This window comes from Yoonia sp. SDW83-1 (genome assembly GCF_046762885.1).
Taxonomy (GTDB): Bacteria; Pseudomonadota; Alphaproteobacteria; order Rhodobacterales; family Rhodobacteraceae; genus Yoonia.
The window spans coordinates 87,865-109,233 of record NZ_JBKQXO010000003.1 but is presented as its reverse complement, the minus strand read 5'-3'; the positions used below and the strand labels follow the sequence as shown (position 1 = coordinate 109,233).

Genomic DNA, 21,369 nt, shown 5'->3' with positions numbered 1-21,369 from the left:
TATGACGATGAAAGCCGAAGTTTTTCTGCCAGAAGATTATCGCCCCGCAGAAAGCGAACCGTTCATGAACGAACGCCAGACAGAGTATTTTCGCCGCAAACTTCAAAATTGGAAAGCAGAAATTCTTGAAGACAGCCGCGACACCGTCGCTGGCATGAAAGATCAAACCCGCAATATTCCCGATGTGGCCGACCGCGCCTCTGAAGAAACGGATCGTGCGCTTGAACTCCGGACCCGCGACCGTCAGCGCAAACTTGTCAACAAAATCGACGCCGCCCTGCGCCGCATTGACGAAGGCGAATATGGGTATTGCGAAATCACAGGCGAACCGATCTCTTTGAAGCGTCTGGATGCACGTCCGATTGCGACCATGAGCCTTGAGGCGCAAGAGCGCCATGAGCGGCGCGAAAAAGTCCACCGCGACGACTGATGTGACCCACAACGCAGGCCGCGACATTGCAATCATCGGCGGCGGCATTGGTGGCCTCACAGCAGCACTTGCCTTTGCCCGCGTGGACGCGAATGTCACGGTTTACGAACAAGCCTCGGCCCTGACAGAGGTTGGGGCCGGTCTGCAGATTACCCCAAATGGTGCGCGCGCCTTGGCCAGTCTTGATCTGGCAGGGGCCATGGCGGCGATTGGTTTGCGAGCCAAGGCTGTGGTGCCTATGGATGGGGTGACGGGCCGGGAAATTGCCCGCTTTGATCTGGCCTCGCAAGATCCCCCATATCGTTTTTTTCATCGGGCCGCCCTGATTGATCTGTTGGCGCGGGCCTGTGCCGCGCAGGGTATCGTTGTCAGGCTGGGGGCCCGGATTGAGAACCTGAACGCTGACGGGTCGTTTGAGGTTGGCGATGATATCATTCGCCCTGATCTGACGGTGGGGGCCGATGGTCTGAAATCCGTGGTCCGTGGCCGGATTAACACGCCTGAAACACCGTTTTTCACCGGTCAGGTCGCGTGGCGCGCGATGATCCGGCAGCCGCAGGCAGAGCCGATTGCCCGCGTCTGGATGCTGCCAGGGCGTCACATGGTGACCTATCCGCTGACCAACGACCGGCTGAACATTGTCGCAGTGCAAGAGCGCAGCCAGTGGGCGGATGAAGGCTGGAACCATTTTGATGATCCGGGTAACCTGCGCGCCGCCTTTGCCGATGCCGGTTGGGAGATAAAGTCGATCCTTGGCGCGGTTGATGATGTGAAGCTTTGGGGCCTGTTCCGGCATTCCGTCGCGGCCAAATGGCATGCGGGCAACATTGCAATATTGGGGGATGCGGCCCATCCGACGCTGCCGTTTCTGGCGCAAGGGGCCAATCTTGCGATTGAGGATGCCTATGTTCTGGCGCGGTGTTGTGATGAAAGCGCGTCGCTGAATGCGGCCTTGCGTGCCTATCAGAACGCCCGGCGTGACCGTGTGGTGCGGGCGATTGGGGCCGCCAATACCAATGCGCGCAACTATCATCTGACAGGTATCAAACGGCGGGTGGCCCATGCTGCGCTGTCGACAATGGGCAAGGTCGCGCCGAACGCCTTTTTGGGCCGGCTGAGCTGGCTTTATGACCACGATGTCACGGCCTGATTGCGGAGCCGGTTAAAATACATGCCATAGAGGAGAATAAATCAGTGGCCTGAGCCGTTATCCTTTCGAACCCTATTGAAAGGATGGTCCATTGCGTACTCTTGTTGTTGTTATTCTGATCATTATCGCCGTTGCGTTTCTGGCCGCATGCGACACTACATCCACGCCGGAGGTGACAAGCGGGGCATTTGGTGCTGAATCTCAGGCCGTGCAGCGTACGATTGTCGAACGCCCGTCCACCGGTGTCTTTCGCTAGGCGATGTGGGTTTTACCAGTTGCGGCTGGCCATATGGGTGACCCGTTCCAGCACCTTGTGGCTAAGCCAATCCACGCGGTAAATCTCGTCCTCGATCCGCATGTAGACCCAGCCGTCACTGACCGTGGGCAGACCGTAATAGCGGGCATTCATCAGCATGGAGTACTGACCGCGTTCCAGTGTCTGACCAATCTCAACCGGTCCCGGTTTGGGGGTGAGGGGCTGCGGAATTGCAACGCAGGCCGTTCCTGCAACGGCGATGCGGCATTGTGCAGTTGCGATGGCGGGCAAAGCGGCGATAAGACATGTCGCAATGATCAGTCTTTTGAACATTGTCATACCTCCTTTTGTCGCTAACGTTCCCACGCGGAATATCGTTCCCGTCATTTTCCGCGATTTCACGCGGCGAGGTCAACCCAGACGGGGACATGATCAGACGGCTTTTCACGGCCGCGCACCTCTGCTTCGATCCAGCAACTGTTCAGCAGATCGGCGCATTGCGGGGTGAGCAGGAAATGATCGATACGGATGCCGTCGTTCTTGTCCCAGGCACCGGCCTGATAATCCCAGAATGAATAATGGCCCGCACCAGCCTCGCGTGTGCGGAAGGCTTCTGTAAACCCAAGGTTTTGGATCCGCCGGAATGCGGCACGGCTTTCGGGACGGAACAAGGCGTCATCGCGCCACGCATCGGGGCGCGCCGCGTCTTCGGCCTGTGGAATAACGTTGTAGTCGCCTGCCATCAGCGCGGGCTGTTCGGACGCCAGCAGTTCCTGCGCACGATCGTAAAGACGTTCCATCCAGAGCAGTTTATAATCATATTTCGGACCCGGCGCGGGGTTCCCATTGGGGAGGTAGAGCCCGCAGATGCGGACCGCCTTGTCGCCCACAACGGTTGCTTCGATATAGCGCGCCTCTTCGTCGTCAGCGCCTTCACGACCGGCACCTTTGGCGCCGGGCAAGCCGCGCGTCACGTCCTCGAGCGGGAGTTTGGACAGGATCGCGACGCCGTTGAACCCTTTTTGACCGTGGGTTTCGACGTTGTATCCCTTGTCTTCGAAAATATCGCGGGGGAAGCCGTCATCAACGGATTTGATTTCCTGCAGGATGGCCACATCCGGCTGGGCCTCATCGATCCAGTCGGTCAACGCACCGATCCGGGCCTTGACGCCATTGATGTTGAATGTCGCGATTTTCATGAAAGTCCCCTAACGTAGGGGAATAATTGCCGCACCAGGCAGCAATGCACAAGCGATCAGGTCAAGATTCTGGCGTTTTCCGCCCAGCGCGCCTGTGAACGTCAGACAATGCCCCGGACAGTCCCTGAAAGCCTTGCCGCGCCTCTGCCCGCGACAAATTCTTGCGCAAATTCATACAGATCACCGCACCATGGATCAGTGCCACAGTCGCCAATGCCAGCAATACCCATTCGGCCGATGTTATGATCATCACGTCTTGCATCTGACTTACCATTCTTTCTGACTGATCCCTACAGGCTCAGCATTAACATATTATTTTATGTCATGCAAAAGTCTGCGGAAGTTTTCATAATTTGTCCGCTCCACCCGCAGCGCGGATATCTTGCGGAATGTGCGCTTGCGATAATGGGTCACCGCCAGCGTGGCCGCCGCGAGTGCTCCGATCAACCCTGCTGAAGTGATCGGGTCGCTGGCCCCGTAGGCGAGGGTGACCAACGTACCCAGAACAAGGCCGACCATGCTGCCCAGTGCCAGTCTGCTTGGCAAAAGATCATTTTCCATCTCTGACACCTCCTCGCTCAGATCGCGAATTTCGTCTGACAGGCTTTGCGAAATCACGTCAATGATGTCGGTCAGCGTGACCTCATTGCTGTCGCGTGCCCCTTCGATCAACCGGTCGCGCAAATCCAGGCGCGATTGCCCGTCTTCCAGTGCGGTTTTCAGCAATCCGACGAATTCCGCCTCGTCGACGGCCATGTCGTGGTTGCCGTTGATCTGATCAAGGATCAGCGCGGCCAACCTTGCATTGTCATGCATTACATCGAGAACGATGTGCCACAGCCACAGGATGACGTCGCATTGGGGTTGTTGATGACGAAGCGTGCGCCGATCAGTTCCTCGCTGAAATCGATCACGGCATCGGCAAGGAAGGGCAGGGAGACGCTATCGATCACGACAGTTTCACCATGTTCGGACAGGACCAGATCATCGTCTTTTGGTTCATCGAGGTCGATTTCATACTGGAAACCGGAACATCCGCCGCCTTCCACCGCGACGCGCAGTGCCTTGCCCTGCGCGGAGGCGCCGATTTCGGCGAGGCGTTCAAAGGCCCGCGATGTCACTTTGGGTGGGATCGTCAGCATGGTTTGCGACCTATCAGTTTCTGATTGCTTCCAATATAAGGATTGCAGGCAAGACGAACAAGACAGGCAAATCACATGGCAGCGCCATATGCGACCGACCCGGCGAACCCGCGGGGGCGGCTATACGCAGAGGAAGAGAGCGCCTTTCGCTCGCCCTATCAGCGGGATCGTGACCGGATCATCCATTCCAGCGCGTTTCGGCGTCTGAAGCACAAGACGCAGGTGTTTATCGAACATGAGGGCGATTATTTCCGTACCCGTCTGACCCATTCGATCGAGGTGGCGCAGGTGGCGCGCACCGTGGCTGCAGCACTGGACCTGAATGTCGAACTGACCGAGGCTGTCGCCTTGGCCCATGATCTGGGGCACACGCCGTTTGGTCACACCGGAGAAGAGGCGCTGAATGCGCTGATGCAGCCTTATGGCGGTTTTGATCACAATGCGCAGGCCCTGCATATCGTCACCAATCTGGAACGGCATTATGCCGAATGGGATGGCCTGAACCTGACATGGGAAACGCTGGAAGGCATTGCCAAACATAACGGGCCTGTCACGGGCGATATTCCCTATGCACTGGCGGCCTACGACGCGCGTCACGATCTGGAACTGCATACTCATGCCAGTGCAGAGGCACAGGCAGCCGCACTGGCCGATGATATTGCCTATAATAACCATGACTTGCACGATGGTCTTCGCGCGGAATTGTTCAGTACGGATGATCTGGCTGCACTTCCGATCCTGTGTGACTGCTTTGCCCGTGTCGATGCGAAATACCCCGGTCTGAACTATTATCGCCGCCGTCACGAGGCGCTGCGCCGGTTCTTTGGCGTGCTGGTCGAGGATGTGATTACCGTCAGTCAACGCAATCTGGCGGAACTCTCACCAACCTCGGTTCACGATATTCGTCATGCCGGTCGGATGATGGTGCAATTTTCTCCGGAACTTTGGACCGACTTGAAAGTTATCCGTCAGTTCCTGTTCGAGCGCATGTACCGTGCCCCGGCAGTTGTGGAAATGCGCGGGGTGGTGACACAAATGATCAATGATCTGTTTCCGTTCTTTCTGGAAAATGCCGATGAATTGCCAAAGCAGTGGCGCAAGGACGTGGCCGATGCGCCGGATGAAACCACATTGGCCCGGATCGTCGCGGACTACATCGCGGGCATGACGGACCGGTTTGCGATACAAGAACATAAACGCCTGATTGGCGGTGAAGTAATTCCAGCGGGGGTGATCGATGGCAATTGAAGGTGCAAGCGGGTTGCCCGCAGATGCGATGGCGCCGGTGGTGGCGTTTGCCCTTGTCGGCGCGTTAGGGGTCGGGTCGCAGTGGCTGGCCTGGCGGCTGCGGATGCCTGCCATTGTCCTTATGCTGGTCGCGGGCATCCTGATTGGTCCGGTGGCCGGTGTGTTTGATCCCGCCCGCGATTTCGGGCCGCTATTGCAGCCGATCATTGCCATCGCGGTTGCCATCATCCTGTTCGAGGGCGGTCTGACCCTGAATTTTCACAAGCTTCAAGATGCGGCTATTGGCGTCAAAAGACTGGTCTTTATCGGCGCGCCCTTGGGCTGGCTGACATCCACGCTGGCCTTGCATTATGCGGCCGGGCTGAGTTGGGAAAGCGCCGCTGTTTTTGGTGGCATCATGATCGTGACGGGGCCAACGGTTATTGCGCCGCTGCTTCGAACGGCCCGGCTGGCGAAGCGCCCTGCGGCACTGCTGCAATGGGAGGCGATCGTCAATGATCCCATCGGTGCATTGGCAGCGGTGCTGGCTTTTGAGGTCGTGCTGGTTTTGAACACGGCCACCACAGTTAACGAGGCGATCATCGCGCTGCTCACAGGGATCACGGTCGCCACAGTGCTGGGTGTGGCCGGTGGCGTCGGGCTAGCCCGGGCGTTCAAACGGGGCTGGGTGCCCGAATATATGAAAGTGCCGGTTCTGTTTGCGCTTTTGCTCGCAGTCTTTGGTCTGTCGGATTCCGTTCTGCATGAAAGTGGTCTGTTGGCCGTGACAATCATGGGGATCGTCATCGCCAATTCTAATCTGCCAAGTTACGAGGAACTGCGCCGGTTCAAGGAACATGCAACCGTTCTGTTGGTGTCCGGTGTATTTATCCTGCTAGCTGCCGGTCTGGATTTCGCCGCCTTGGGCAAACTGGACTGGTGGGCGCTGGGGTTTGTCTTGCTGGTTGTGCTGGTGGCAAGGCCATTGACGGTTTTGGTGTCGCTGCTGGGCTCGGGCGTGCCCTACAAGGAGCAGCTTCTTGTGGCGCTGACGGGGCCACGCGGTGTCGTTCTGGTCGCTGTCGCAGGCCTCTTTGGTGATCGGTTGCTCAATCTGGGTTTTGAAGATGCCGCGCTGATTGGGCCGCTGGCTTTTGTGTTGGTTTCCGTCACCGTTGTCGTGCACGGCTTTACGCTGGCGCCCTTTGCCCGCTGGTTGGGCCTGACTGGGGCAGATACGCCGGGCGTCGTCATCATCGGCGGATCACCGTGGACAACGGCATTTGCCGAAGCATTGAAAAAGGCCGAGATACCGGTGCTGATGACCGATCCAAATTTCGGTCATCTGCGTTCGGCGCGCGCTGCAGGCATCGACACGTTTTCCGGCGATATCCTGTCAGAGGCGGCGGAGCAGCGGTTGGAACTGGTCAGTTATGCCACCTTGGTGGCTGCGACGGATAATGATGCTTACAACACGCTGGTCACAACCGACCTTGCCCCGGAATTCGGGCGCGATAACGTCTTTCAGATCAAGCGCGAAAAGACCGAAAGCATGCGCCACCAGCTGCCGCGCACATTGGGCGGACGCAAGTTTGGTCCTGAAGAAACCCATGCCGGGCTTGAGCGTCTGATCCGCGATGGCTGGACCTTCCGCGTGACCCGCCTGACCGAGGAATACAGGTTCGAGGATTGGCGCGCGAAACGTCCTGACGCGCATCTAGTTGCGCGCATTTCGGCGAGCGGGACGATCACGCTGATCCGCAAGGACGAAGAGGTTAACGGTGCGCCTGACGTGCGGATCATTACGCTGCGCCCGCCAGGTGTTGACGACGGCGATCAGCCGCCCGCCGACGCCAGCTAAGGCTTTTGACGCAATATGCCGCGGATGTACTTGGCGGCAGAGCGGTAGTGGCTGGGTCCTGCGGCCTCGGCCCAGCGGCCTGTCGTCCAGTTGTTGTTCGCGCCCTTCATGGGGCCGCCATAGAGTTCATCATCGCTGTGATCCTGCATGAATTGCAGCAAGGCTATTGCATTCTTGTCCAGCAACGCCTTGGCATCGTCCCAGCCAAGATCGGCCTGACGCGCCCTCAGATCAGCGTTGTACCGGTTGAGTTCATTCCATTTGTAACCTTCAGCCGGAAAATGCACCTGCGTATCCGCCTGACCATCCCGATACCATCCTAGAAACAGGTCGATCCAATGGGCGCGATGACCGACCACATCTTTTATCGACGTATCATTTGTCTTTTCAGTTGCTGTGTCCGGATCGACGGTATCGAGCAATTTGGTTAGTTTGGCGTATTCTTTTTCGGTGACGGCGATCAGGTCTGATTTATTGGTGGCGGCGGGCATCGGCTTCTCCGGGTTCGGTTCTTCCTTGGACTTAATCCCAGATGCGGTGAAGCGCATTGATCACCGTCAATGATTGACGCCTGCGCCCCCGGTGATACATGGAACCAACCCATCAGATGGCCAATTTGGAATAGTGTTATGAACCTCTTCGCCGATATCCGCAGCCGGGTGATTGCCTGCCTCGACCAGTTGGTCGCGGACGGAACCTTGCCTGATGGTCTGTCAACTGCCGCTGTGGCCGTTGAACCCCCGCGCGATGCGGCCCATGGCGACATGGCGACCAACGCGGCCATGGTGCTGGCCAAGACTGCCAAGATGAACCCGCGCGCGATTGCCGAGGCGTTGGCGGCCAAACTGCTGGAAGACCCGATGATCGCGGTGGCCGAGGTTGCCGGACCGGGTTTTTTGAACATGCGGTTGGTGCTGGATGTTTGGCAAGATGTGGTCAAGGCCGCGCTGCGCGACCCGGCTTACGGCAAGTCCGAAATGGGCAAGGGACAAAAAGTTTTGGTCGAGTTTGTGTCGACCAACCCCACGGGTCCTGTCCATGTCGGCCACACACGGGGGGCTGTCTTTGGTGACACGCTGGCGTCATTGCTCGACTATGCCGGCTATAATGTGACGCGGGAATATTACATCAACGATGGTGGTGCGCAGGTCGATGTGCTCGCCCGGTCGGTCTATCTGCGGTATCAGGAAGCCCATGATCTGAGCGTGGACTGGCCCGAGGGGACGTATCCCGGTGATTACCTGATTGAAGTGGGCGAGGCGCTGAAGGCCAAGGTTGGGGACAAGTTCCTTGATAAGGGTGAGCAGTTCTGGCTGCAGGAGGTTCGCGAATTCGCCACAGATGCCATGATGGATCTGATCCGGGATGATCTGTCCCGGCTGGGCGTCGAGATGGATAATTTCTTTTCCGAGAAATCACTTTATGGCACTGGGTTGATCGAAAAGGCGATTTCCAAACTTGATGCCAAGGGGCTGATTTATCGCGGCACGCTTGAACCGCCCAAGGGCAAGGTCCCGGAAGATTGGGAGCCGCGGGAACAGACGCTGTTCAAATCGACCGATTTCGGGGACGACGTGGATCGGCCGGTGAAGAAATCGGACGGATCCTGGACCTATTTCGCCCCGGATATCGCGTATCACTACGACAAGATACAGCGCGGCTTCGATCAACTGATCGATGTGTTTGGCGCCGATCATGGTGGCTATGTCAAACGGATGAAGGCCGCTGTTTCGGCCCTGTCGGATGGGCAGGTGCCGCTGGATGTGAAACTGACCCAGCTGGTGAAGCTTTACAAGAACGGCGAGCCGTTCAAGATGTCCAAGCGGGCAGGGACGTTTGTCACCCTGCGCGATGTGGTGGATCAGGTTGGCCCGGACGTGACCCGGTTTCACATGCTGACGCGCAAGAACGATGCGCCGCTGGATTTCGATTTCGACAAGGTGCTGGAGCAGTCCAAGGACAACCCGGTGTTCTACGTCAATTATGCCTATGCGCGGGTCAATTCTGCAGTAGCGAAGGCGGCGGCTTTTGCCACTGTCGATGATGCCACGCTTGCAGAGGTCGATATCAGCGGGCTGACTGACCCGGCAGAGCTGACCATGATCAAAAAACTGGCTGAATGGCCGCGTTTGGTCGAGATTGCGGCGCGTGGGCATGAGCCGCACCGGATCGCGTTTTATCTTTACGATCTCGCCTCTGATTTCCACGGTCTTTACAACAAAGGCCATGATGATCCGTCATTGCGGTTTGTCCAAGAGGGTGACTCAGAAACAACACAGGCGAAAATTGCCCTGATCCGGGCCGTGGCGATTGTTATTTCGCACGGTTTGGGTATTCTTGGGATCACCCCGGCGGAAGAGATGCGATAACGCACAGCACTACCGGGAACCGAGCAGTTCCAAGTGACCCATAAGCCGAAAACGGCACGGGCAGTGAGGCAAAGATGGCAATCTATGATGAGGGGTTCGCCCCGCATGAAAGCGCATCGCGCACAGGTTTATTGGTAAATTATGCCGGGGCCGCCATGTCGTTGGCCCTGATCATCGGCGTCAGTTTCTGGGGCTACAAGCTGATCATGCGCGATGTCAGCGGTATTCCCGTGGTCCGCGCGATGGAAGGCGAAATGCGTGTTCTGCCGGATAACCCCGGCGGGGCTGTTGCCGCCCATACCGGCCTTGCCGTCAACGAAGTCGCCGCTGTGGGCGAAGCGGGCGGGCCTGAGGACCGACTGGTTCTTGCCCCGACCACAACGGGCCTTGCCGAAGCGGATATTGCCGTACAGCCGATGGCCGAAGCGAGCGAGGTCGTGCCCGCCGAGACTGAGGAAGTATCACCCGCCGTCATGAGCGACGCGACCTCCATCAGGCCCACGGCAGAGCCGCTGGATGCCGATGACATTCTTGCGCTGGCCGATCAGATCGCCTCTGGTGTTGCTGCGACGGATAATGCGGACAGCGCGCCGCAGATCATCTCTGCCAGTGTTCCTGGCGTGACCCAGTCATTGCGTCCAGTGGTGCGTCCGGTTGCGCTGCAGCGCGTGTCAGCACCTGCACCTGCCGCAGCACCCGCCACGAATAGTGATGAAGTTGCCGTCAGCACAGCGGCATTTCCATCAGGCACCCCGTTGGTGCAGCTTGGCGCATTCCAATCGCCAACGCTTGCCGCGACCGAATGGCAACGCCTGCAAGGCCGGTTTGGCGAGTTGCTGTCATCGCGCGAACGCATCATTCAGGTCAGCAACCAAAGCAGCGGCACATGGTACCGGTTGCGGACCCACGGATTTGACGACCTTGCTGCAGCTCGCCGGTTCTGCGCGGCACTGGTGGCCGAAGGCGCCAACTGCAACGCGCTTCTGGTCAACTAGGTGACGCTGAACGCGACGATTTTCGGGCCTGAAGGCCTGACAATTACCGATTGGGAGCGCGGGTTTTTCCGCGATACTCAGCCGCTTGGGTTTATCGTTTTTGCCCGGAATATCGACACACCTGATCAACTGCGCCGCCTGACCGGTGATTTGCGCGACACTGTGGGTCGCGATGCCCCGATCCTGATTGATCAGGAAGGCGGCCGCGTGCAGCGGATGCGTGCCCCTCATTGGCGGGAGTATTTGCCAGCCCTTGATCAGATGCAGCGCGCCAGCGACCCGATGCGTGCGCAATGGATCAGGAACCGCCTGATCGCGGCGGAGTTGCGTGATGTGGGCATCGACGTGAATTGCGCACCCTTGGCGGATCTGGTCGAGGATGACACCCATCCGGTACTGCGCAACAGGCTTTATGGTGTGGATGTGCCGACTGTGGTCGCGGCGGCCCGTCAATGTGCCGATGCATTTCTTGCAGGTGGTGTGCTGCCGGTGTTGAAGCATATTCCGGGCTATGGGCGGGCATCAGTGGACAGCCACAAGGATTTGCCGACCGTTCATGCGCCGCGTGCCGAGCTGGACGCGCATGATTTTGCACCGTTTCGCGCGCTGAACGATCTGGCGATGGGCATGACCGCGCATATCGTCTTTTCGGATATTGATGCGGATGCCACTGCCACGACATCGCCGGTGATGATGCAACTGATCCGCGAGGATATCGGGTTTGACGGACTGATCATGACCGATGATCTGTCGATGGAGGCGTTGTCGGGGACCATTGCCGAACGTGCCACGGCGTCGATCAAGGCGGGTTGTGATATCATCCTGCATTGCAATGGCGACCCTGTTGAGATGGCTGCTGTGGCCGCTGCTGCCGGTGAGATGACCCCGGCGGCGCAGACCCGCGCAAATCGCGCTTTGGCGCAGCGGAAATCCCCTGAAAACATTGACATCCCGGCGCTGGAAGCGGAGTTTGAAGCGCTGTTGGCGTGAGGATCGATGCAGGGCGACGAGTTTCAGGAAGACACCATGAGTGTCAGCGAGCGTGTGGCCGCAGAGGCGCTGATTGTGGATGTCGGCGCCTATGAAGGTCCGCTTGATCTGCTGTTAACGCTGTCGCGCACGCAGAAGGTCGATCTGCGCCAGATTTCCATTCTGGCACTGGCCGAGCAATATTTGGCCTTTGTCGAGCAGGCCAAACAATTGCGCCTTGAACTCGCTGCCGACTATCTGGTCATGGCGGCCTGGCTGGCGTTTCTGAAATCGCGACTATTGCTGCCGCCTGATCCATCGGAAGAGGGGCCATCTGGCGAAGAACTGGCCGCACATCTGGCGTTCCAGTTGGAGCGGCTTCAGGCGATGCGCGAGGCGGCGGCGAAACTGATGGCGCGCGATCAGCTGGGCCGCGACTTTTTTGCCCGAGGGATCACCGAGGATGTGCAGCGGGTCCGCCGGGTGAGCTATACCGCCACGCTGCTGGACCTGATGCAGGGCTATGCCCGCATCCGCACCCGCGATGATTTCCGCCCCTTTGTCATGGACCGCCAGCATGTCATGACGATGGAGCAGGCGCTGGAACGCATGCGCAATCTGATCGGCTTTGCGGGTGACTGGACCGATATCTCCAGCTATTTGCCTGACGGTTGGGATGCCGACCCGCGACGCCGCCGGTCGACCACCGCCGCGACTTTTGCCGCCTCTCTGGAACTGGCCAAGGAAGGCAAAATCGAGATCAGACAGGGCGAAACCTTTGCCCCCATTCAAATCCGCAAGAAGGCCCCGCGTGATGAGTAAACCGCAGAATGACAGCCTGTTTGAAGCACCTCCAATGGGGGAACAGGAACGGATGGTCGAGGCCATTCTGTTTGCCACTGCCGACCCGGTGACGGTCAAGGAACTGACCGGGCGCATGCCCCATGGCTGCGACCCCGCCGAGGCGATTGTGCATCTGCGCAAGCGTTATGAAGGGCGGGGGGTCAATGTGGTGAAGGTTGATGACGCCTGGGCGATCCGCACATCACCCGACCTTGGGTTCCTGATGCAAACGGAAACGGTTGAGACGCGCAAACTGTCGCGTGCGGCGATCGAGACGCTGGCCATTGTGGCCTATCATCAGCCGGTGACCCGTGCCGAGATCGAGGAAATCCGCGGCGTCAGCGTCAGCCGCGGCACGGTGGATCAGTTGATCGAAATGGAATGGATTCGTTTTGGTCGGCGCAAGATGACCCCGGGACGCCCTGTGACATTTGTTGTGACGCAGGGGTTTCTCGACCATTTCGGGCTGGAGAACGCTCGCGATCTGCCCGGGCTCAAGGAACTCCGCTCTGCCGGGTTGCTGGAAAATCGTCCACCGCCGGGCGCTGTTGCTCTTGGCGAAAAGGACGACGACGAAGAGGACGACGACCAGACAGAGCTTTTCGAGGATTGAGGCGTGGCTGTGCGTCAGTTGCGCACAGCCACAGGGCGCATCAACCGAAATCGCCGCGATCTTCGCCAAGCACTGTGACATCGATGATGGCCGTGCTGCCACCTTCGATTTCATAGGTGAAGTTGGTCACCTCAGTCTGGCCACGGTTCAGCGCATCGAAATCGCCATTGGCCGAGAAATCGACGGTTCCGTCAGCATAGACGATCAACAGTCCGCCATTGTCGCCGTCAACGATCTGCGCGACGGCACCCGCATCGCTGTTCACGGCTGTCACGTTTTCGTTGTAAATGAAGGTGTCAGTCCCATCAAAGCTGGTGTCATTCTCAAGCACTGACATCGCGCCGCCCGACAGCGCATCGGTGCTGCCATCGGTTTCAAAGGTTTCGCGTTCCGACACGAAGAGACTGTCCGCATTCGCCGTATTCACCAAGCCAGGCTCTGGCGGCTGGTCGGGTGTATCAGGGGCGGTCCCACCGATTTTCAGGGAATCCTCGCGTGGCCCATCAATCTCTCCAACTGATGTCAACCTGACGCCGAAGTCCTGTGCCAGAATGTCGTCGAGGGTCAGCGCAACGCTGTCATGGCTCAGTACAAAACTTGTGCTTTGGATATCGTCGGTCGCGATGCCTTGGGTGCCAAACTGAATTCCGCCGTCGAACTTGCCGTATTCATTGACAATTTCACCATTCATATTCGTGTGGGAGTCGATTTTGGTCACTTTGTTGGCAGCAAAATTTTCGTCGGTGACATCGGCACCCATCACAGTCAAGCCATTGACCAGGCTGTCATCAGCAAGATCGAAATACAGGGCATTGATATCGGCGGTTTGGCCCGCAGTTTCATCCACGGTCACGGTGAAATGAAGTGTACCGTCATCCATTTCGGTTACCGCAATGATGATGCCAAGGCTGTCAGCCAATTCGAACGTCACACTCGTCATAGTTGCTCCTTCAGGGTCAATTGATCTTGGAGTTGACATGTCGGGTCGGTGCGACTTTTTCGGGTTTCGATTGCGGCAGAACGGCGACCTGAGCTTTCCTTTTGATGTATATTCGCAAAAAATTCGCAGCGTTCCCGAGAGAAGAAAGCCAGAAATAATTGCAAATGCGCAGTTGCTAGTGAGGACGGCGGCGAGCGGATCTGGCATGAGCCGGACCTTCGGATCGCTCTCAATCTCCTCTTAATTGTCATCGCTTAAACTTCCGTTTCAATTATCCAGATTGGACGACCGAGCTTTGAACGATCCGCTGCAAATCACTCATGCGCACCAGCGGCGCTATCGGCACGTAAGGTCCGCCCATCTCTTACGCGTGCCGCTGGCGATGATGTCGTTGGCCGCCGGGATTGTTGGGCTGGTCGTCAATGCGCTCGACCTCACGATCACCGTCGGGCCGGGTGGAGCGGCGCTGGGTACACATCCGATGACGGCCCTGTTGATCATTATGCTGTCTGTCGGGCTTTTGCATTTTCGCTTGGCGCGACCGACGCCCATTTGGCGGTATTGGATCGGGATTGGTGCCCTTTGCATGGTGCTGATGAACCTCATCCGCCCTGATGTGATCCACGATGCGTTTCTGAGCCTTGCGGCCACTGCTGACAGTCGCATGGGGCAGGATACATCGGTCATTCTGGGCGTTCTGTTCGGATCGGTGGTGATCCGTCGGACAAGTCGGCGATTGGGGCTGGCGCTGGTGTTATTGGCGACGACGCTGATTGTGTTCAGTTTCATGGGTCACAGTTATGATGTGCATTATCTGGACGGGCAGATGGCCCTGACAACGCTGGTCGCCCTGGTGCCTGCGACCTTTGCCGTTCTAACGATCTATGCCCATCACCCAATCTTGCGCCTGATGCTGGCGTCGGATGAAAACGGGACGCGAACGCGCACAATGGTGCTGATCGGGTTCATCGTGCCATGGTTTGGCGGTCTGGTGCTATATCTGGGCTACGGCGTGCCAGACCGCGCATATCCGGTCGAGGCGATGGTTCTGAGTGTCATTGCCTGCAGCATGATTGCCATTTCGCTGTATTCCGGCCTGATGCAGGAGCGGGCCGACAGATCACGGCGCGAGGTTGAGCGGCAACTGGCCTTTGCCGCAGTCCATGATCGGCTAACCGGAACACTCAACCGGGCTGGTCTGAATAATGTCCTCAAGCAGCGCTGGGACCGGTTTCGCAGTACGGGCCGTGCTGTTGGCGTCGTGTTGATGGATCTGGATCATTTCAAGTCCGTCAACGACACTTATGGGCATCCGGCTGGTGACAGTTTGCTTGCCGCAGTTGGTGCCGCCTTGTCGCCGATCCTGCGCAGCACCGATATCATCGGTCGCTGGGGCGGTGAAGAATTTGTTATCGTGCTGAACTCTGTCGATCAGCCAAAACTGGAAACAATTGCCGAACGGATGCGTCTTGCCGTCAAAGACTTGCCGCATGTGATTTCGGAGCAGAATGACGGCACTGTCGTCCCGTTTCAGGTCTCTGCTTCATTCGGTATCGGGGTTTTCAGACCCGAGGACGAGAGCGAGGCGGATGCACTGAAGCGGGCAGATATTGCGCTTTATCGCGCCAAGGCCGGCGGACGTGATCGGGTCATGTTTCAGGATAGCGATGATCAGCCATCTGCCGCATGACGATCCCTTAATGGAGGGCGGATTAACGAGTCGTCAGCGCGAAACTTCACAAGCAGCTTGGACATATGCGCCGATTTCGTTATCAAGCGGGCAAGCGTGAACCCATGGAGGGAGACACAATGAACCTCAATCAGATTATCAACATGGCCATCCGCATGATCATGCGGCGCGGCATCAATGCCGGTATCAACCGTGGACTTGATGTGGCATCCCGTCGGGGCAAACCGACCCGTGACGCCGCAAACGACGAGCGCGAGCGCATTGATGATGGGCGCGGCGGCTCTTGAACCTGTGTGCTGACTGACCTGGCTATCAGGCCTTGAAATGTTTGGACAGTTTCAGGCCCTGTCCCTGATAGTTTGATTTGATCTCGCGTCCATAAAGCGCGTCAGGAAGTGCGGCCATGTTTTCATAAACCAGGCGGCCAACGACCTGCCCATGTTCCAACACAAACGGAGCCTCGTGGCACCGGACCTCAAGCACGCCGCGCGACCCTGATCCGCCTGCGTCTGCATAGCCAAAGCCGGGGTCAAAGAAGCCAGCGTAGTGCACGCGGAATTCACCGACCATGGCCAAATAGGGGGCCATTTCGGCCGCCTGCATCGGGGGGATGACAATCGCCTCGCGGCTGACGAGGATATAGAACGCGCCGGGGTCGAGGATGATCCAGCCGTCTTCAGTATGCACCGGTTCCCAGAACTCTGCCGGATCGTAATGGTTCAGTTTTGACAGGTCGATCACCCCGGTATGCGGTTTGGCCCGGTAGCCGACCAGATTGCCCTTGTCCGGTTTGAGGTCGACCGAAAACCCCAACCCTTCCGAGATGACCGGATCGCCGGAGACGATGGGCGTTTTCGCGTGCAGCGCGCGCAGATCACTATCGGACATGCGTGTTTTGCCCTGGCGAAAAATGATCTGGTTCAGCATCTGGCCCGGCTGCGCCACCACGGAAAAGGAGCGCGGGCAGATTTCGACGTAAAGTGGCCCGTCATAGCCTTCGGGCACACGGTCAAATTCAACGCCATGATCGGTGATGATCCGGGTCAGAAGGTCCAGCCGCCCGATGGACGATTTTGCGCTGGCCGCCGCCGTCATATCGTTTGGTAGCGACAGCCGTTCCATCAGTGGGACAACATAGACGCAGCCCTTTTCCAGCACGGCACCGCCATCCAGATCGACCGCGTGCATTTTAAAATCTTTCAGCCGCTCAGCCACGGTACGGTTGCGACCGGCCAGAAAAGATGCGCGGACACGGTAAGCGGTTTGCCCTAGGCGCAGATCAAGAGAGGCGGGTTGAATCTGATCGGCTCCGATATCGGCCGTTGCAGAGATGCCCCCCGATGCGATCATCGCGCGGATCTGGTGGTCTGCCAAAACGCCGGATGCTGTCATGTCCGCTTCCTTTCGGATACCAAAACGCCCGCTGCGCGGAAACGCAAACGGGCGGTTGTGATTGGTCGGGCTAGCAGGACTTGAACCTGCGACCTTCCGTCCCCCAGACGGACGCGCTACCAGGCTGCGCCATAGCCCGACTGAGCGCTTTCATAACGCAAATGGATGTGGGGGCAAGCCCGAAAACACGTCAGTGACTTTGCATCCGGTCGCGCAGTTGGGCAAGCCGTTGCACAAGCGGGGCGATCTGTTTTGCATGGGCGCGGATGCTTTCGGGTGCCGCCGCAATCAGGCCAAAACTGCGCGCTGGCAGGTCAGGCAGATCATCGGGCAAGGCGGGCAGGGTGATTTCGAACGGTGCGTCGGGCTTAGTCTCTGCCTCCGCAGTTTGGATCGCTGGTGCCGGGATATCGTCGAATGGGAAGGCATCCTGCACTGGGCCATCTTCAACGGCGGCGGGCGGTTCGGCCGTAGAGGCGACCGTGCTTTCATCCTTTTCCGGCGGCATTTCAGGTTCTTTTACTGGCGGGGCTGGCTTCGCAGCCGCCTCGGCCGGTTCAGTCGCCGTCATCGACAGCCCCAGCGTGGCCACGTGTTTGACACCCTTTTCGCGCAGCAGTTTTTGGGTGCCCTTGATGGTCATCCCTTCTTCGTGCAGCAAGTGCTTGATCCCGCCCAACAAATCCATGTCGGTCGGGCGGTAATAGCGACGGCCACCAGCGCCCTTGACGGGCTTGATCTGGCTGAACTTGCTTTCCCAGAACCGCAGCACATGCGTGGGCGTATCAAGCCATTCGGCGACTTCGCTGATGGTTCGAAAGGCGTCTTTGGCTTTTGCCATGGCTCAGGATTTGTTCCCTGCGGCCACCCGGTCCTTCATCAGATGCGACGGGCGGAAGGTCAGCACACGGCGCGGATGAATGGGAACTTCTTCTCCAGTTTTGGGGTTGCGGCCTACGCGGGCGGCCTTTTCACGTACTGAAAATGTACCAAAAGAAGAAATTTTGACAGTTTCGCCGGCCACCAGCGCATCGGAAATATGCGACAGGACACTTTCGACCAGATCTGCACTGTCGTTGCGTGACAATCCAACTTCGTTATGTACGGCGTCTGCGAGGTCCATGCGTGTTAATGTTTTGTCGGCCATAAAAGTCCCCCTGAATATTGCGATGACCATACGCGCGGCGCAATTTCAGAGTCAATAACAAGGACTTGGCATTCGGCGTTGACAGTGCGTTTCTGCCTACCAGCGGATCACCACGGCGCCCCAAGCCAATCCGCCGCCAATCGCCTCTGTCACAACCAGATCGCCCTGTTTGATCTGGCCATTGGCCACGCCCACAGAAAGCGCGAGTGGAATAGAGGCCGCAGAGGTGTTGCCATGGTCCTGAACTGTCACCACAACCCGGTCCATATCAACGCCGAGCTTCTTGGCGGTCGACTGAATGATGCGGATGTTTGCCTGATGCGGCACCACCCACGTCACGTCATCGGCGGTCAGCCCGACCTTATCCAGCGCTGTATGGGCTGTCTGTGCCAGTTTTTCGACTGCGTGCCGGAATACTTCCTTGCCTTGCATACGCAGGACACCGGTGTTTTGGGTTGAAACCCCGCCATCAACATAAAGCAGGTCCTTGTAGCGCCCGTCCGAATTCAAATCCGTGGACAGGATGCCGCGATCAGCGCTGGTGCCATTGCCGTCCTCAGCTGCAAGGATCACCGCGCCAGCCCCGTCACCGAATAGGACGCAGGTGGATCTGTCAGTCCAGTCCATGATCCGGCTAAATGTTTCGGAGCCGATCACCAGCACCCGGTCGGCTTGACCGGAGGCAATCAGCGCATTTGCGTTGGACAAGGCATAGACAAAACCCGCGCAAACCGCTTGCACATCAAAGGCATAGCCGGTGGTGTTGCCAATGGCCTGCTGCACCATGGTCGCGGCAGAGGGGAATGTCAGATCGGCGGTCGAGGTGGCAAGGATGATGGCATCGATGTCGTTGCCGTCCATCCCGGCCATGTCCAGGGCGGCCTTTGCGGCGTGGGTGGCGAGATCTGATGTGGTCTGATCGGGGGCGGCGAAATGACGGCGTTCGATGCCAGAGCGCGCCTTGATCCATTCATCGGTTGTATCGAGTGTCTTTTCGAATTCCGCGTTTGGCACAACCCGTTCCGGCAGGTAATGCCCGACCCCTTTTACGACTGCACGACGTATCATACTGATGAGCCTGTATTGGTGTCGGGATTGTCCGTTCCACCTTCTTGGATCGCATCTTGGGCAAGTGATGCTGCAGATGCAACCCGCGCGGCGAGTTTATCCGAAAATCCGCTTTGCGCCAGTTGATAGGCCAGTTGCAGCGCCGCTGCGACACCGGTGGCATCCGCCGATCCGTGGCTTTTGATGACGGTTTGGTTCAGTCCAAGGAAGACGCCGCCGTTGACGCGGCGCGGGTCGATCCGTTTGCGCAAACGCTTCAGAGAGCCGCGGGCGAGCAGGGCGGCAAACATCGACAGCGGCGTTTTCATCAGAGACGCGCGCAGCAGTTCCGAGATCAGGGTTGCGGTGCCTTCGCCGGTTTTAAGGGCGACATTTCCGGTGAACCCGTCGGTGACAATCACATCGACCTTGTCGGATGGCAGATCGCCACCTTCGATGAAGCCCACATACTCGAACTCACCTTTTTTCGCAGCACTTCCAATCAGTTCATGGGCGACCTTCAACTCGGCGCGCCCCTTGTGTTCTTCGGTGCCGACATTCAGCAGTCCAACGCGGGGGCGTTTCAGATCAAGCCCATTGCGCGCGTAAGAGGCGCCCATCAGCGCGTAGGTGAGCAGGTCATCCTGATCGGCGCGGATATCGGCGCCTGCATCCAGCATCACGTTGAAACCGGACGGATTGCGCGATGGCCAGAGGCAGGCAATAGCAGGGCGGTTCACGCCCTCGGCCTTGCGCAGGCGCAGCATCGACATGGCCATCAGGGCGCCTGTGTTGCCGCAGCTGATACAGACCGCCGCCTTGCCGTCGCGCACAGCCTCGATCGCGGACCACATGGATGTTTTCTTGCCCTGGCGCAGCGCATTGCTGGGCTTGTCGGTCATTTTCACAACGTCACTGGCGTCGTGAATAGTGACCCGGTCAGCAATTTTATTCTTGGAAAGCAGAGGCTTAAGTTCTGCCTTCGGCCCGTGGACGATGGCATGTGCGTCAGGTGCCGAACTCATAAATACCGAAAGGCCCGCAATGACAATTGCAGGCCCCTGATCGCCGCCCATGGCGTCAACGGAAAGCACATTTGATGCTGCAACAGCCGGCGTCGGAGCGGTGTCCGTCAGGCTTTCAGTCATCGGTTTGTGCCCGTTCGCGCAGCTTAAGCTGCGTCGTCGTCCAGATCGATTTCGGTCGTGTCGGCGATCACTTCGCGGGTCGCGTAGTGGCCGCAGGACGGGCAGACATGGTGGGGGCGCTTGAGCTCACCACAATTGTCGCATTCATTGGGGTTTGCCGCCCCGAGAGCGTCATGCGCACGCCGGTTGTTGCGGCGGGATTTGGATACTTTGTTCTGCTGGACAGCCATGTCTCAACCCTATCATAGTTGGGCCGCTGGCCCTGATTTCCTTGCGTCTGTCGGGGGTCCTACGCCATTGCGGCAGCCCTGTCGAGACGCGATGTAAAAGAGGCCGCGAACATACTGCGATTCCGCATTTGTGCAAGCCTTTTTCCGCCCCGTGTCACGCGGCGTTATTCGTCCTTGTTTTCAAGGCGATCACGCAATGCGCCGAGCCCCGCAAATGGCTTTGCATCATCATCCGTCAACGGTGCGGTTCCGGGTTCGGTAAAGACGGCCTCGCCCAGATCGGCGTCAGGTGCGCGGGGGTAGAGCGGCAGGGCCAGCGCCAGGGCTTCGATCATCACCTGCGCGAGGTCGAGAGTGGCGGGCAATGGCTCGATCGTGTCGTCCTCTGGCATTTCGATTTCCGTGGCCTCGACCTCTGGCAGATTGGCCATGTAGTTGCGGCGTACGGCTTCGTCGATCCGGGTGGTGACCGGCGCCAGCGTGACCACGCAGTCCTGTACCACTGTTGCACCCAGATCTGCGGTCAGCGTCCAGTCCGATTTTCCAACGGGTTCTAACTGCCCGGAAAATTTCAGTTTTTTGATGCCGTTGATTTCAAGGGCGTCGGCCACTGCGCGCCGTTCGTCCGCCGTTGGCACCAGATCAAACGATGTGTCTTGCCGGGTTGTCAGATCGGACAAACGCAACTGTGATTGGGGCAAATTAGCCACGGGTGCTTCCA

The 21,369-nt window shown here is 58.3% G+C and carries 26 protein-coding genes and 1 tRNA gene; 12 read left to right on the top strand and 15 right to left on the bottom strand.

The window, feature by feature from the left end; genetic code table 11:
- Positions 1–7 precede the first annotated feature (7 nt).
- From dksA to ACFWW4_RS04680, 3 genes are all read left to right on the top strand, one after another.
- On the top strand, positions 8–430 hold the full coding sequence (gene dksA / locus ACFWW4_RS04690) for an RNA polymerase-binding protein DksA (RefSeq protein WP_393929292.1): 423 nt from the start codon (positions 8–10) through the stop codon (positions 428–430).
- Positions 396–1,580, top strand: a complete 1,185-nt coding sequence (locus tag ACFWW4_RS04685) for an FAD-dependent monooxygenase (protein ID WP_411889806.1) — start codon at positions 396–398, stop codon at positions 1,578–1,580. The genes dksA and ACFWW4_RS04685 overlap by 35 nt, the downstream gene beginning before the upstream one ends.
- A 91-nt stretch (positions 1,581–1,671) precedes the next feature.
- Complete coding sequence (locus ACFWW4_RS04680; protein ID WP_411889805.1) at positions 1,672–1,836, top strand: hypothetical protein; 165 nt, start codon at positions 1,672–1,674, stop codon at positions 1,834–1,836.
- A gap of 12 nt (positions 1,837–1,848) precedes the next feature.
- On the opposite strand, the gene ACFWW4_RS04675 is transcribed toward ACFWW4_RS04680, so the two are convergent.
- The 5 genes from ACFWW4_RS04675 to ACFWW4_RS04655 form a co-directional block, all read right to left on the bottom strand.
- Complete coding sequence (locus ACFWW4_RS04675; RefSeq protein WP_411889804.1) at positions 1,849–2,169, bottom strand: hypothetical protein; 321 nt, start codon at positions 2,167–2,169, stop codon at positions 1,849–1,851.
- A gap of 65 nt (positions 2,170–2,234) precedes the next feature.
- Positions 2,235–3,035 (bottom strand): exodeoxyribonuclease III, encoded by an 801-nt coding sequence (xth, locus tag ACFWW4_RS04670; RefSeq protein WP_411889803.1) that lies wholly within the window; start codon positions 3,033–3,035, stop codon positions 2,235–2,237.
- Positions 3,036–3,096: 61 nt separating this feature from the next.
- On the bottom strand, positions 3,097–3,285 hold the full coding sequence (locus tag ACFWW4_RS04665) for a hypothetical protein (protein WP_411889802.1): 189 nt from the start codon (positions 3,283–3,285) through the stop codon (positions 3,097–3,099).
- A 62-nt stretch (positions 3,286–3,347) separates the two neighbouring features.
- Complete coding sequence (locus tag ACFWW4_RS04660; RefSeq protein WP_411889801.1) at positions 3,348–3,851, bottom strand: hypothetical protein; 504 nt, start codon at positions 3,849–3,851, stop codon at positions 3,348–3,350.
- Positions 3,851–4,177 (bottom strand): HesB/IscA family protein, encoded by a 327-nt coding sequence (locus ACFWW4_RS04655; RefSeq protein ID WP_411889800.1) that lies wholly within the window; start codon positions 4,175–4,177, stop codon positions 3,851–3,853. Before ACFWW4_RS04655 ends, ACFWW4_RS04660 begins: the two co-directional genes overlap by 1 nt.
- 75 nt (positions 4,178–4,252) lie before the next feature.
- Between ACFWW4_RS04655 and ACFWW4_RS04650 the strand changes: the two genes are divergently transcribed.
- A complete protein-coding gene (locus tag ACFWW4_RS04650; RefSeq protein ID WP_411889799.1) occupies positions 4,253–5,425 on the top strand; it encodes a deoxyguanosinetriphosphate triphosphohydrolase in 1,173 nt (390 codons plus the stop codon).
- Complete coding sequence (locus ACFWW4_RS04645; protein ID WP_411889798.1) at positions 5,415–7,265, top strand: cation:proton antiporter; 1,851 nt, start codon at positions 5,415–5,417, stop codon at positions 7,263–7,265. The genes ACFWW4_RS04650 and ACFWW4_RS04645 overlap by 11 nt, the downstream gene beginning before the upstream one ends.
- Here ACFWW4_RS04645 and ACFWW4_RS04640 read toward each other — a convergent pair.
- Positions 7,262–7,813 (bottom strand): ClbS/DfsB family four-helix bundle protein, encoded by a 552-nt coding sequence (locus ACFWW4_RS04640; RefSeq protein WP_411889797.1) that lies wholly within the window; start codon positions 7,811–7,813, stop codon positions 7,262–7,264. The genes ACFWW4_RS04645 and ACFWW4_RS04640 overlap by 4 nt on opposite strands.
- A gap of 81 nt (positions 7,814–7,894) precedes the next feature.
- Here ACFWW4_RS04640 and argS point away from each other — a divergent pair, with 81 nt between their 5' ends.
- The 5 genes from argS to scpB all read left to right on the top strand — a co-directional run bounded on the left by argS (position 7,895) and on the right by scpB (position 13,054).
- Positions 7,895–9,634, top strand: a complete 1,740-nt coding sequence (gene argS, locus ACFWW4_RS04635) for an arginine--tRNA ligase (protein WP_411889796.1) — start codon at positions 7,895–7,897, stop codon at positions 9,632–9,634.
- A gap of 74 nt (positions 9,635–9,708) precedes the next feature.
- Positions 9,709–10,629, top strand: coding sequence for an SPOR domain-containing protein (locus ACFWW4_RS04630; RefSeq protein ID WP_411889795.1), 921 nt, complete (start codon positions 9,709–9,711; stop codon positions 10,627–10,629).
- Positions 10,630–11,619: a glycoside hydrolase family 3 N-terminal domain-containing protein gene (locus tag ACFWW4_RS04625; RefSeq protein WP_411889794.1), complete on the top strand. Its 990-nt coding sequence runs from the start codon at positions 10,630–10,632 to the stop codon at positions 11,617–11,619.
- Positions 11,620–11,625: 6 nt separating this feature from the next.
- Positions 11,626–12,420 (top strand): segregation and condensation protein A, encoded by a 795-nt coding sequence (locus tag ACFWW4_RS04620; RefSeq protein ID WP_411889793.1) that lies wholly within the window; start codon positions 11,626–11,628, stop codon positions 12,418–12,420.
- Entirely contained in the window at positions 12,413–13,054 is a 642-nt protein-coding gene (gene scpB / locus ACFWW4_RS04615) for an SMC-Scp complex subunit ScpB (protein WP_411889792.1), read from the top strand. Before ACFWW4_RS04620 ends, scpB begins: the two co-directional genes overlap by 8 nt.
- A gap of 40 nt (positions 13,055–13,094) precedes the next feature.
- On the opposite strand, the gene ACFWW4_RS04610 is transcribed toward scpB, so the two are convergent.
- Positions 13,095–13,994 (bottom strand): hypothetical protein, encoded by a 900-nt coding sequence (locus tag ACFWW4_RS04610; RefSeq protein ID WP_411889791.1) that lies wholly within the window; start codon positions 13,992–13,994, stop codon positions 13,095–13,097.
- A gap of 295 nt (positions 13,995–14,289) precedes the next feature.
- Here ACFWW4_RS04610 and ACFWW4_RS04605 point away from each other — a divergent pair, with 295 nt between their 5' ends.
- Complete coding sequence (locus ACFWW4_RS04605) at positions 14,290–15,684, top strand: GGDEF domain-containing protein (RefSeq protein WP_411889790.1); 1,395 nt, start codon at positions 14,290–14,292, stop codon at positions 15,682–15,684.
- 119 nt (positions 15,685–15,803) lie between these two features.
- Entirely contained in the window at positions 15,804–15,971 is a 168-nt protein-coding gene (locus ACFWW4_RS04600; protein WP_393929263.1) for a hypothetical protein, read from the top strand.
- Between the two features lie 25 nt (positions 15,972–15,996).
- On the opposite strand, the gene ACFWW4_RS04595 is transcribed toward ACFWW4_RS04600, so the two are convergent.
- The 8 genes from ACFWW4_RS04595 to ACFWW4_RS04560 all read right to left on the bottom strand — a co-directional run bounded on the left by ACFWW4_RS04595 (position 15,997) and on the right by ACFWW4_RS04560 (position 21,358).
- Positions 15,997–17,076 carry a 2'-deoxycytidine 5'-triphosphate deaminase gene (locus tag ACFWW4_RS04595; RefSeq protein ID WP_411889789.1) on the bottom strand — a complete coding sequence of 360 codons (1,080 nt, stop codon included), beginning with the start codon at positions 17,074–17,076 and terminating at the stop codon, positions 15,997–15,999.
- A gap of 62 nt (positions 17,077–17,138) precedes the next feature.
- A tRNA-Pro gene (locus tag ACFWW4_RS04590) sits at positions 17,139–17,215 on the bottom strand.
- A 51-nt stretch (positions 17,216–17,266) separates the two neighbouring features.
- Positions 17,267–17,917 carry a MerR family transcriptional regulator gene (locus ACFWW4_RS04585; RefSeq protein ID WP_411889788.1) on the bottom strand — a complete coding sequence of 217 codons (651 nt, stop codon included), beginning with the start codon at positions 17,915–17,917 and terminating at the stop codon, positions 17,267–17,269.
- Positions 17,918–17,920: 3 nt separating this feature from the next.
- On the bottom strand, positions 17,921–18,223 hold the full coding sequence (gene ihfA, locus ACFWW4_RS04580; RefSeq protein ID WP_393929257.1) for an integration host factor subunit alpha: 303 nt from the start codon (positions 18,221–18,223) through the stop codon (positions 17,921–17,923).
- A gap of 96 nt (positions 18,224–18,319) precedes the next feature.
- Positions 18,320–19,291 (bottom strand): beta-ketoacyl-ACP synthase III, encoded by a 972-nt coding sequence (locus ACFWW4_RS04575; protein WP_393929255.1) that lies wholly within the window; start codon positions 19,289–19,291, stop codon positions 18,320–18,322.
- On the bottom strand, positions 19,288–20,418 hold the full coding sequence (gene plsX / locus ACFWW4_RS04570; RefSeq protein WP_411889787.1) for a phosphate acyltransferase PlsX: 1,131 nt from the start codon (positions 20,416–20,418) through the stop codon (positions 19,288–19,290). The genes ACFWW4_RS04575 and plsX overlap by 4 nt, the downstream gene beginning before the upstream one ends.
- Before the next feature lie 23 nt (positions 20,419–20,441).
- On the bottom strand, positions 20,442–20,648 hold the full coding sequence (gene rpmF, locus ACFWW4_RS04565; RefSeq protein WP_411889786.1) for a 50S ribosomal protein L32: 207 nt from the start codon (positions 20,646–20,648) through the stop codon (positions 20,442–20,444).
- Positions 20,649–20,812: 164 nt separating this feature from the next.
- Positions 20,813–21,358 carry a YceD family protein gene (locus ACFWW4_RS04560; protein ID WP_411889785.1) on the bottom strand — a complete coding sequence of 182 codons (546 nt, stop codon included), beginning with the start codon at positions 21,356–21,358 and terminating at the stop codon, positions 20,813–20,815.
- Between the last annotated feature and the right edge of the window lie 11 nt (positions 21,359–21,369).

Excerpts from the sequence above, each read along its gene's own strand:
- ACFWW4_RS04610 (WP_411889791.1), bottom strand. The coding sequence starts at position 13,994 with ATGACGAGTGTGACGTTCGAATTGGCTGACAGCCTTGGCATCATCATT.
- ACFWW4_RS04630 (WP_411889795.1), top strand. The coding sequence starts at position 9,709 with ATGGCAATCTATGATGAGGGGTTCGCCCCGCATGAAAGCGCATCGCGC.
- dksA (WP_393929292.1), top strand. The coding sequence starts at position 8 with ATGAAAGCCGAAGTTTTTCTGCCAGAAGATTATCGCCCCGCAGAAAGC.
- plsX (WP_411889787.1), bottom strand. The coding sequence starts at position 20,418 with ATGACTGAAAGCCTGACGGACACCGCTCCGACGCCGGCTGTTGCAGCA.
- ACFWW4_RS04665 (WP_411889802.1), bottom strand. The coding sequence starts at position 3,285 with ATGATCATAACATCGGCCGAATGGGTATTGCTGGCATTGGCGACTGTG.
- ACFWW4_RS04600 (WP_393929263.1), top strand. The coding sequence starts at position 15,804 with ATGAACCTCAATCAGATTATCAACATGGCCATCCGCATGATCATGCGG.
- xth (WP_411889803.1), bottom strand. The coding sequence starts at position 3,035 with ATGAAAATCGCGACATTCAACATCAATGGCGTCAAGGCCCGGATCGGT.
- ACFWW4_RS04575 (WP_393929255.1), bottom strand. The coding sequence starts at position 19,291 with ATGATACGTCGTGCAGTCGTAAAAGGGGTCGGGCATTACCTGCCGGAA.
- ACFWW4_RS04650 (WP_411889799.1), top strand. The coding sequence starts at position 4,253 with ATGGCAGCGCCATATGCGACCGACCCGGCGAACCCGCGGGGGCGGCTA.
- ACFWW4_RS04660 (WP_411889801.1), bottom strand. The coding sequence starts at position 3,851 with ATGCATGACAATGCAAGGTTGGCCGCGCTGATCCTTGATCAGATCAAC.
- argS (WP_411889796.1), top strand. The coding sequence starts at position 7,895 with ATGAACCTCTTCGCCGATATCCGCAGCCGGGTGATTGCCTGCCTCGAC.
- ACFWW4_RS04675 (WP_411889804.1), bottom strand. The coding sequence starts at position 2,169 with ATGTTCAAAAGACTGATCATTGCGACATGTCTTATCGCCGCTTTGCCC.
- ACFWW4_RS04685 (WP_411889806.1), top strand. The coding sequence starts at position 396 with ATGAGCGGCGCGAAAAAGTCCACCGCGACGACTGATGTGACCCACAAC.
- ACFWW4_RS04595 (WP_411889789.1), bottom strand. The coding sequence starts at position 17,076 with ATGACAGCATCCGGCGTTTTGGCAGACCACCAGATCCGCGCGATGATC.
- scpB (WP_411889792.1), top strand. The coding sequence starts at position 12,413 with ATGAGTAAACCGCAGAATGACAGCCTGTTTGAAGCACCTCCAATGGGG.
- ihfA (WP_393929257.1), bottom strand. The coding sequence starts at position 18,223 with ATGGCCGACAAAACATTAACACGCATGGACCTCGCAGACGCCGTACAT.
- ACFWW4_RS04655 (WP_411889800.1), bottom strand. The coding sequence starts at position 4,177 with ATGCTGACGATCCCACCCAAAGTGACATCGCGGGCCTTTGAACGCCTC.
- rpmF (WP_411889786.1), bottom strand. The coding sequence starts at position 20,648 with ATGGCTGTCCAGCAGAACAAAGTATCCAAATCCCGCCGCAACAACCGG.
- ACFWW4_RS04645 (WP_411889798.1), top strand. The coding sequence starts at position 5,415 with ATGGCAATTGAAGGTGCAAGCGGGTTGCCCGCAGATGCGATGGCGCCG.
- ACFWW4_RS04585 (WP_411889788.1), bottom strand. The coding sequence starts at position 17,917 with ATGGCAAAAGCCAAAGACGCCTTTCGAACCATCAGCGAAGTCGCCGAA.
- ACFWW4_RS04640 (WP_411889797.1), bottom strand. The coding sequence starts at position 7,813 with ATGCGCTTCACCGCATCTGGGATTAAGTCCAAGGAAGAACCGAACCCG.
- ACFWW4_RS04620 (WP_411889793.1), top strand. The coding sequence starts at position 11,626 with ATGCAGGGCGACGAGTTTCAGGAAGACACCATGAGTGTCAGCGAGCGT.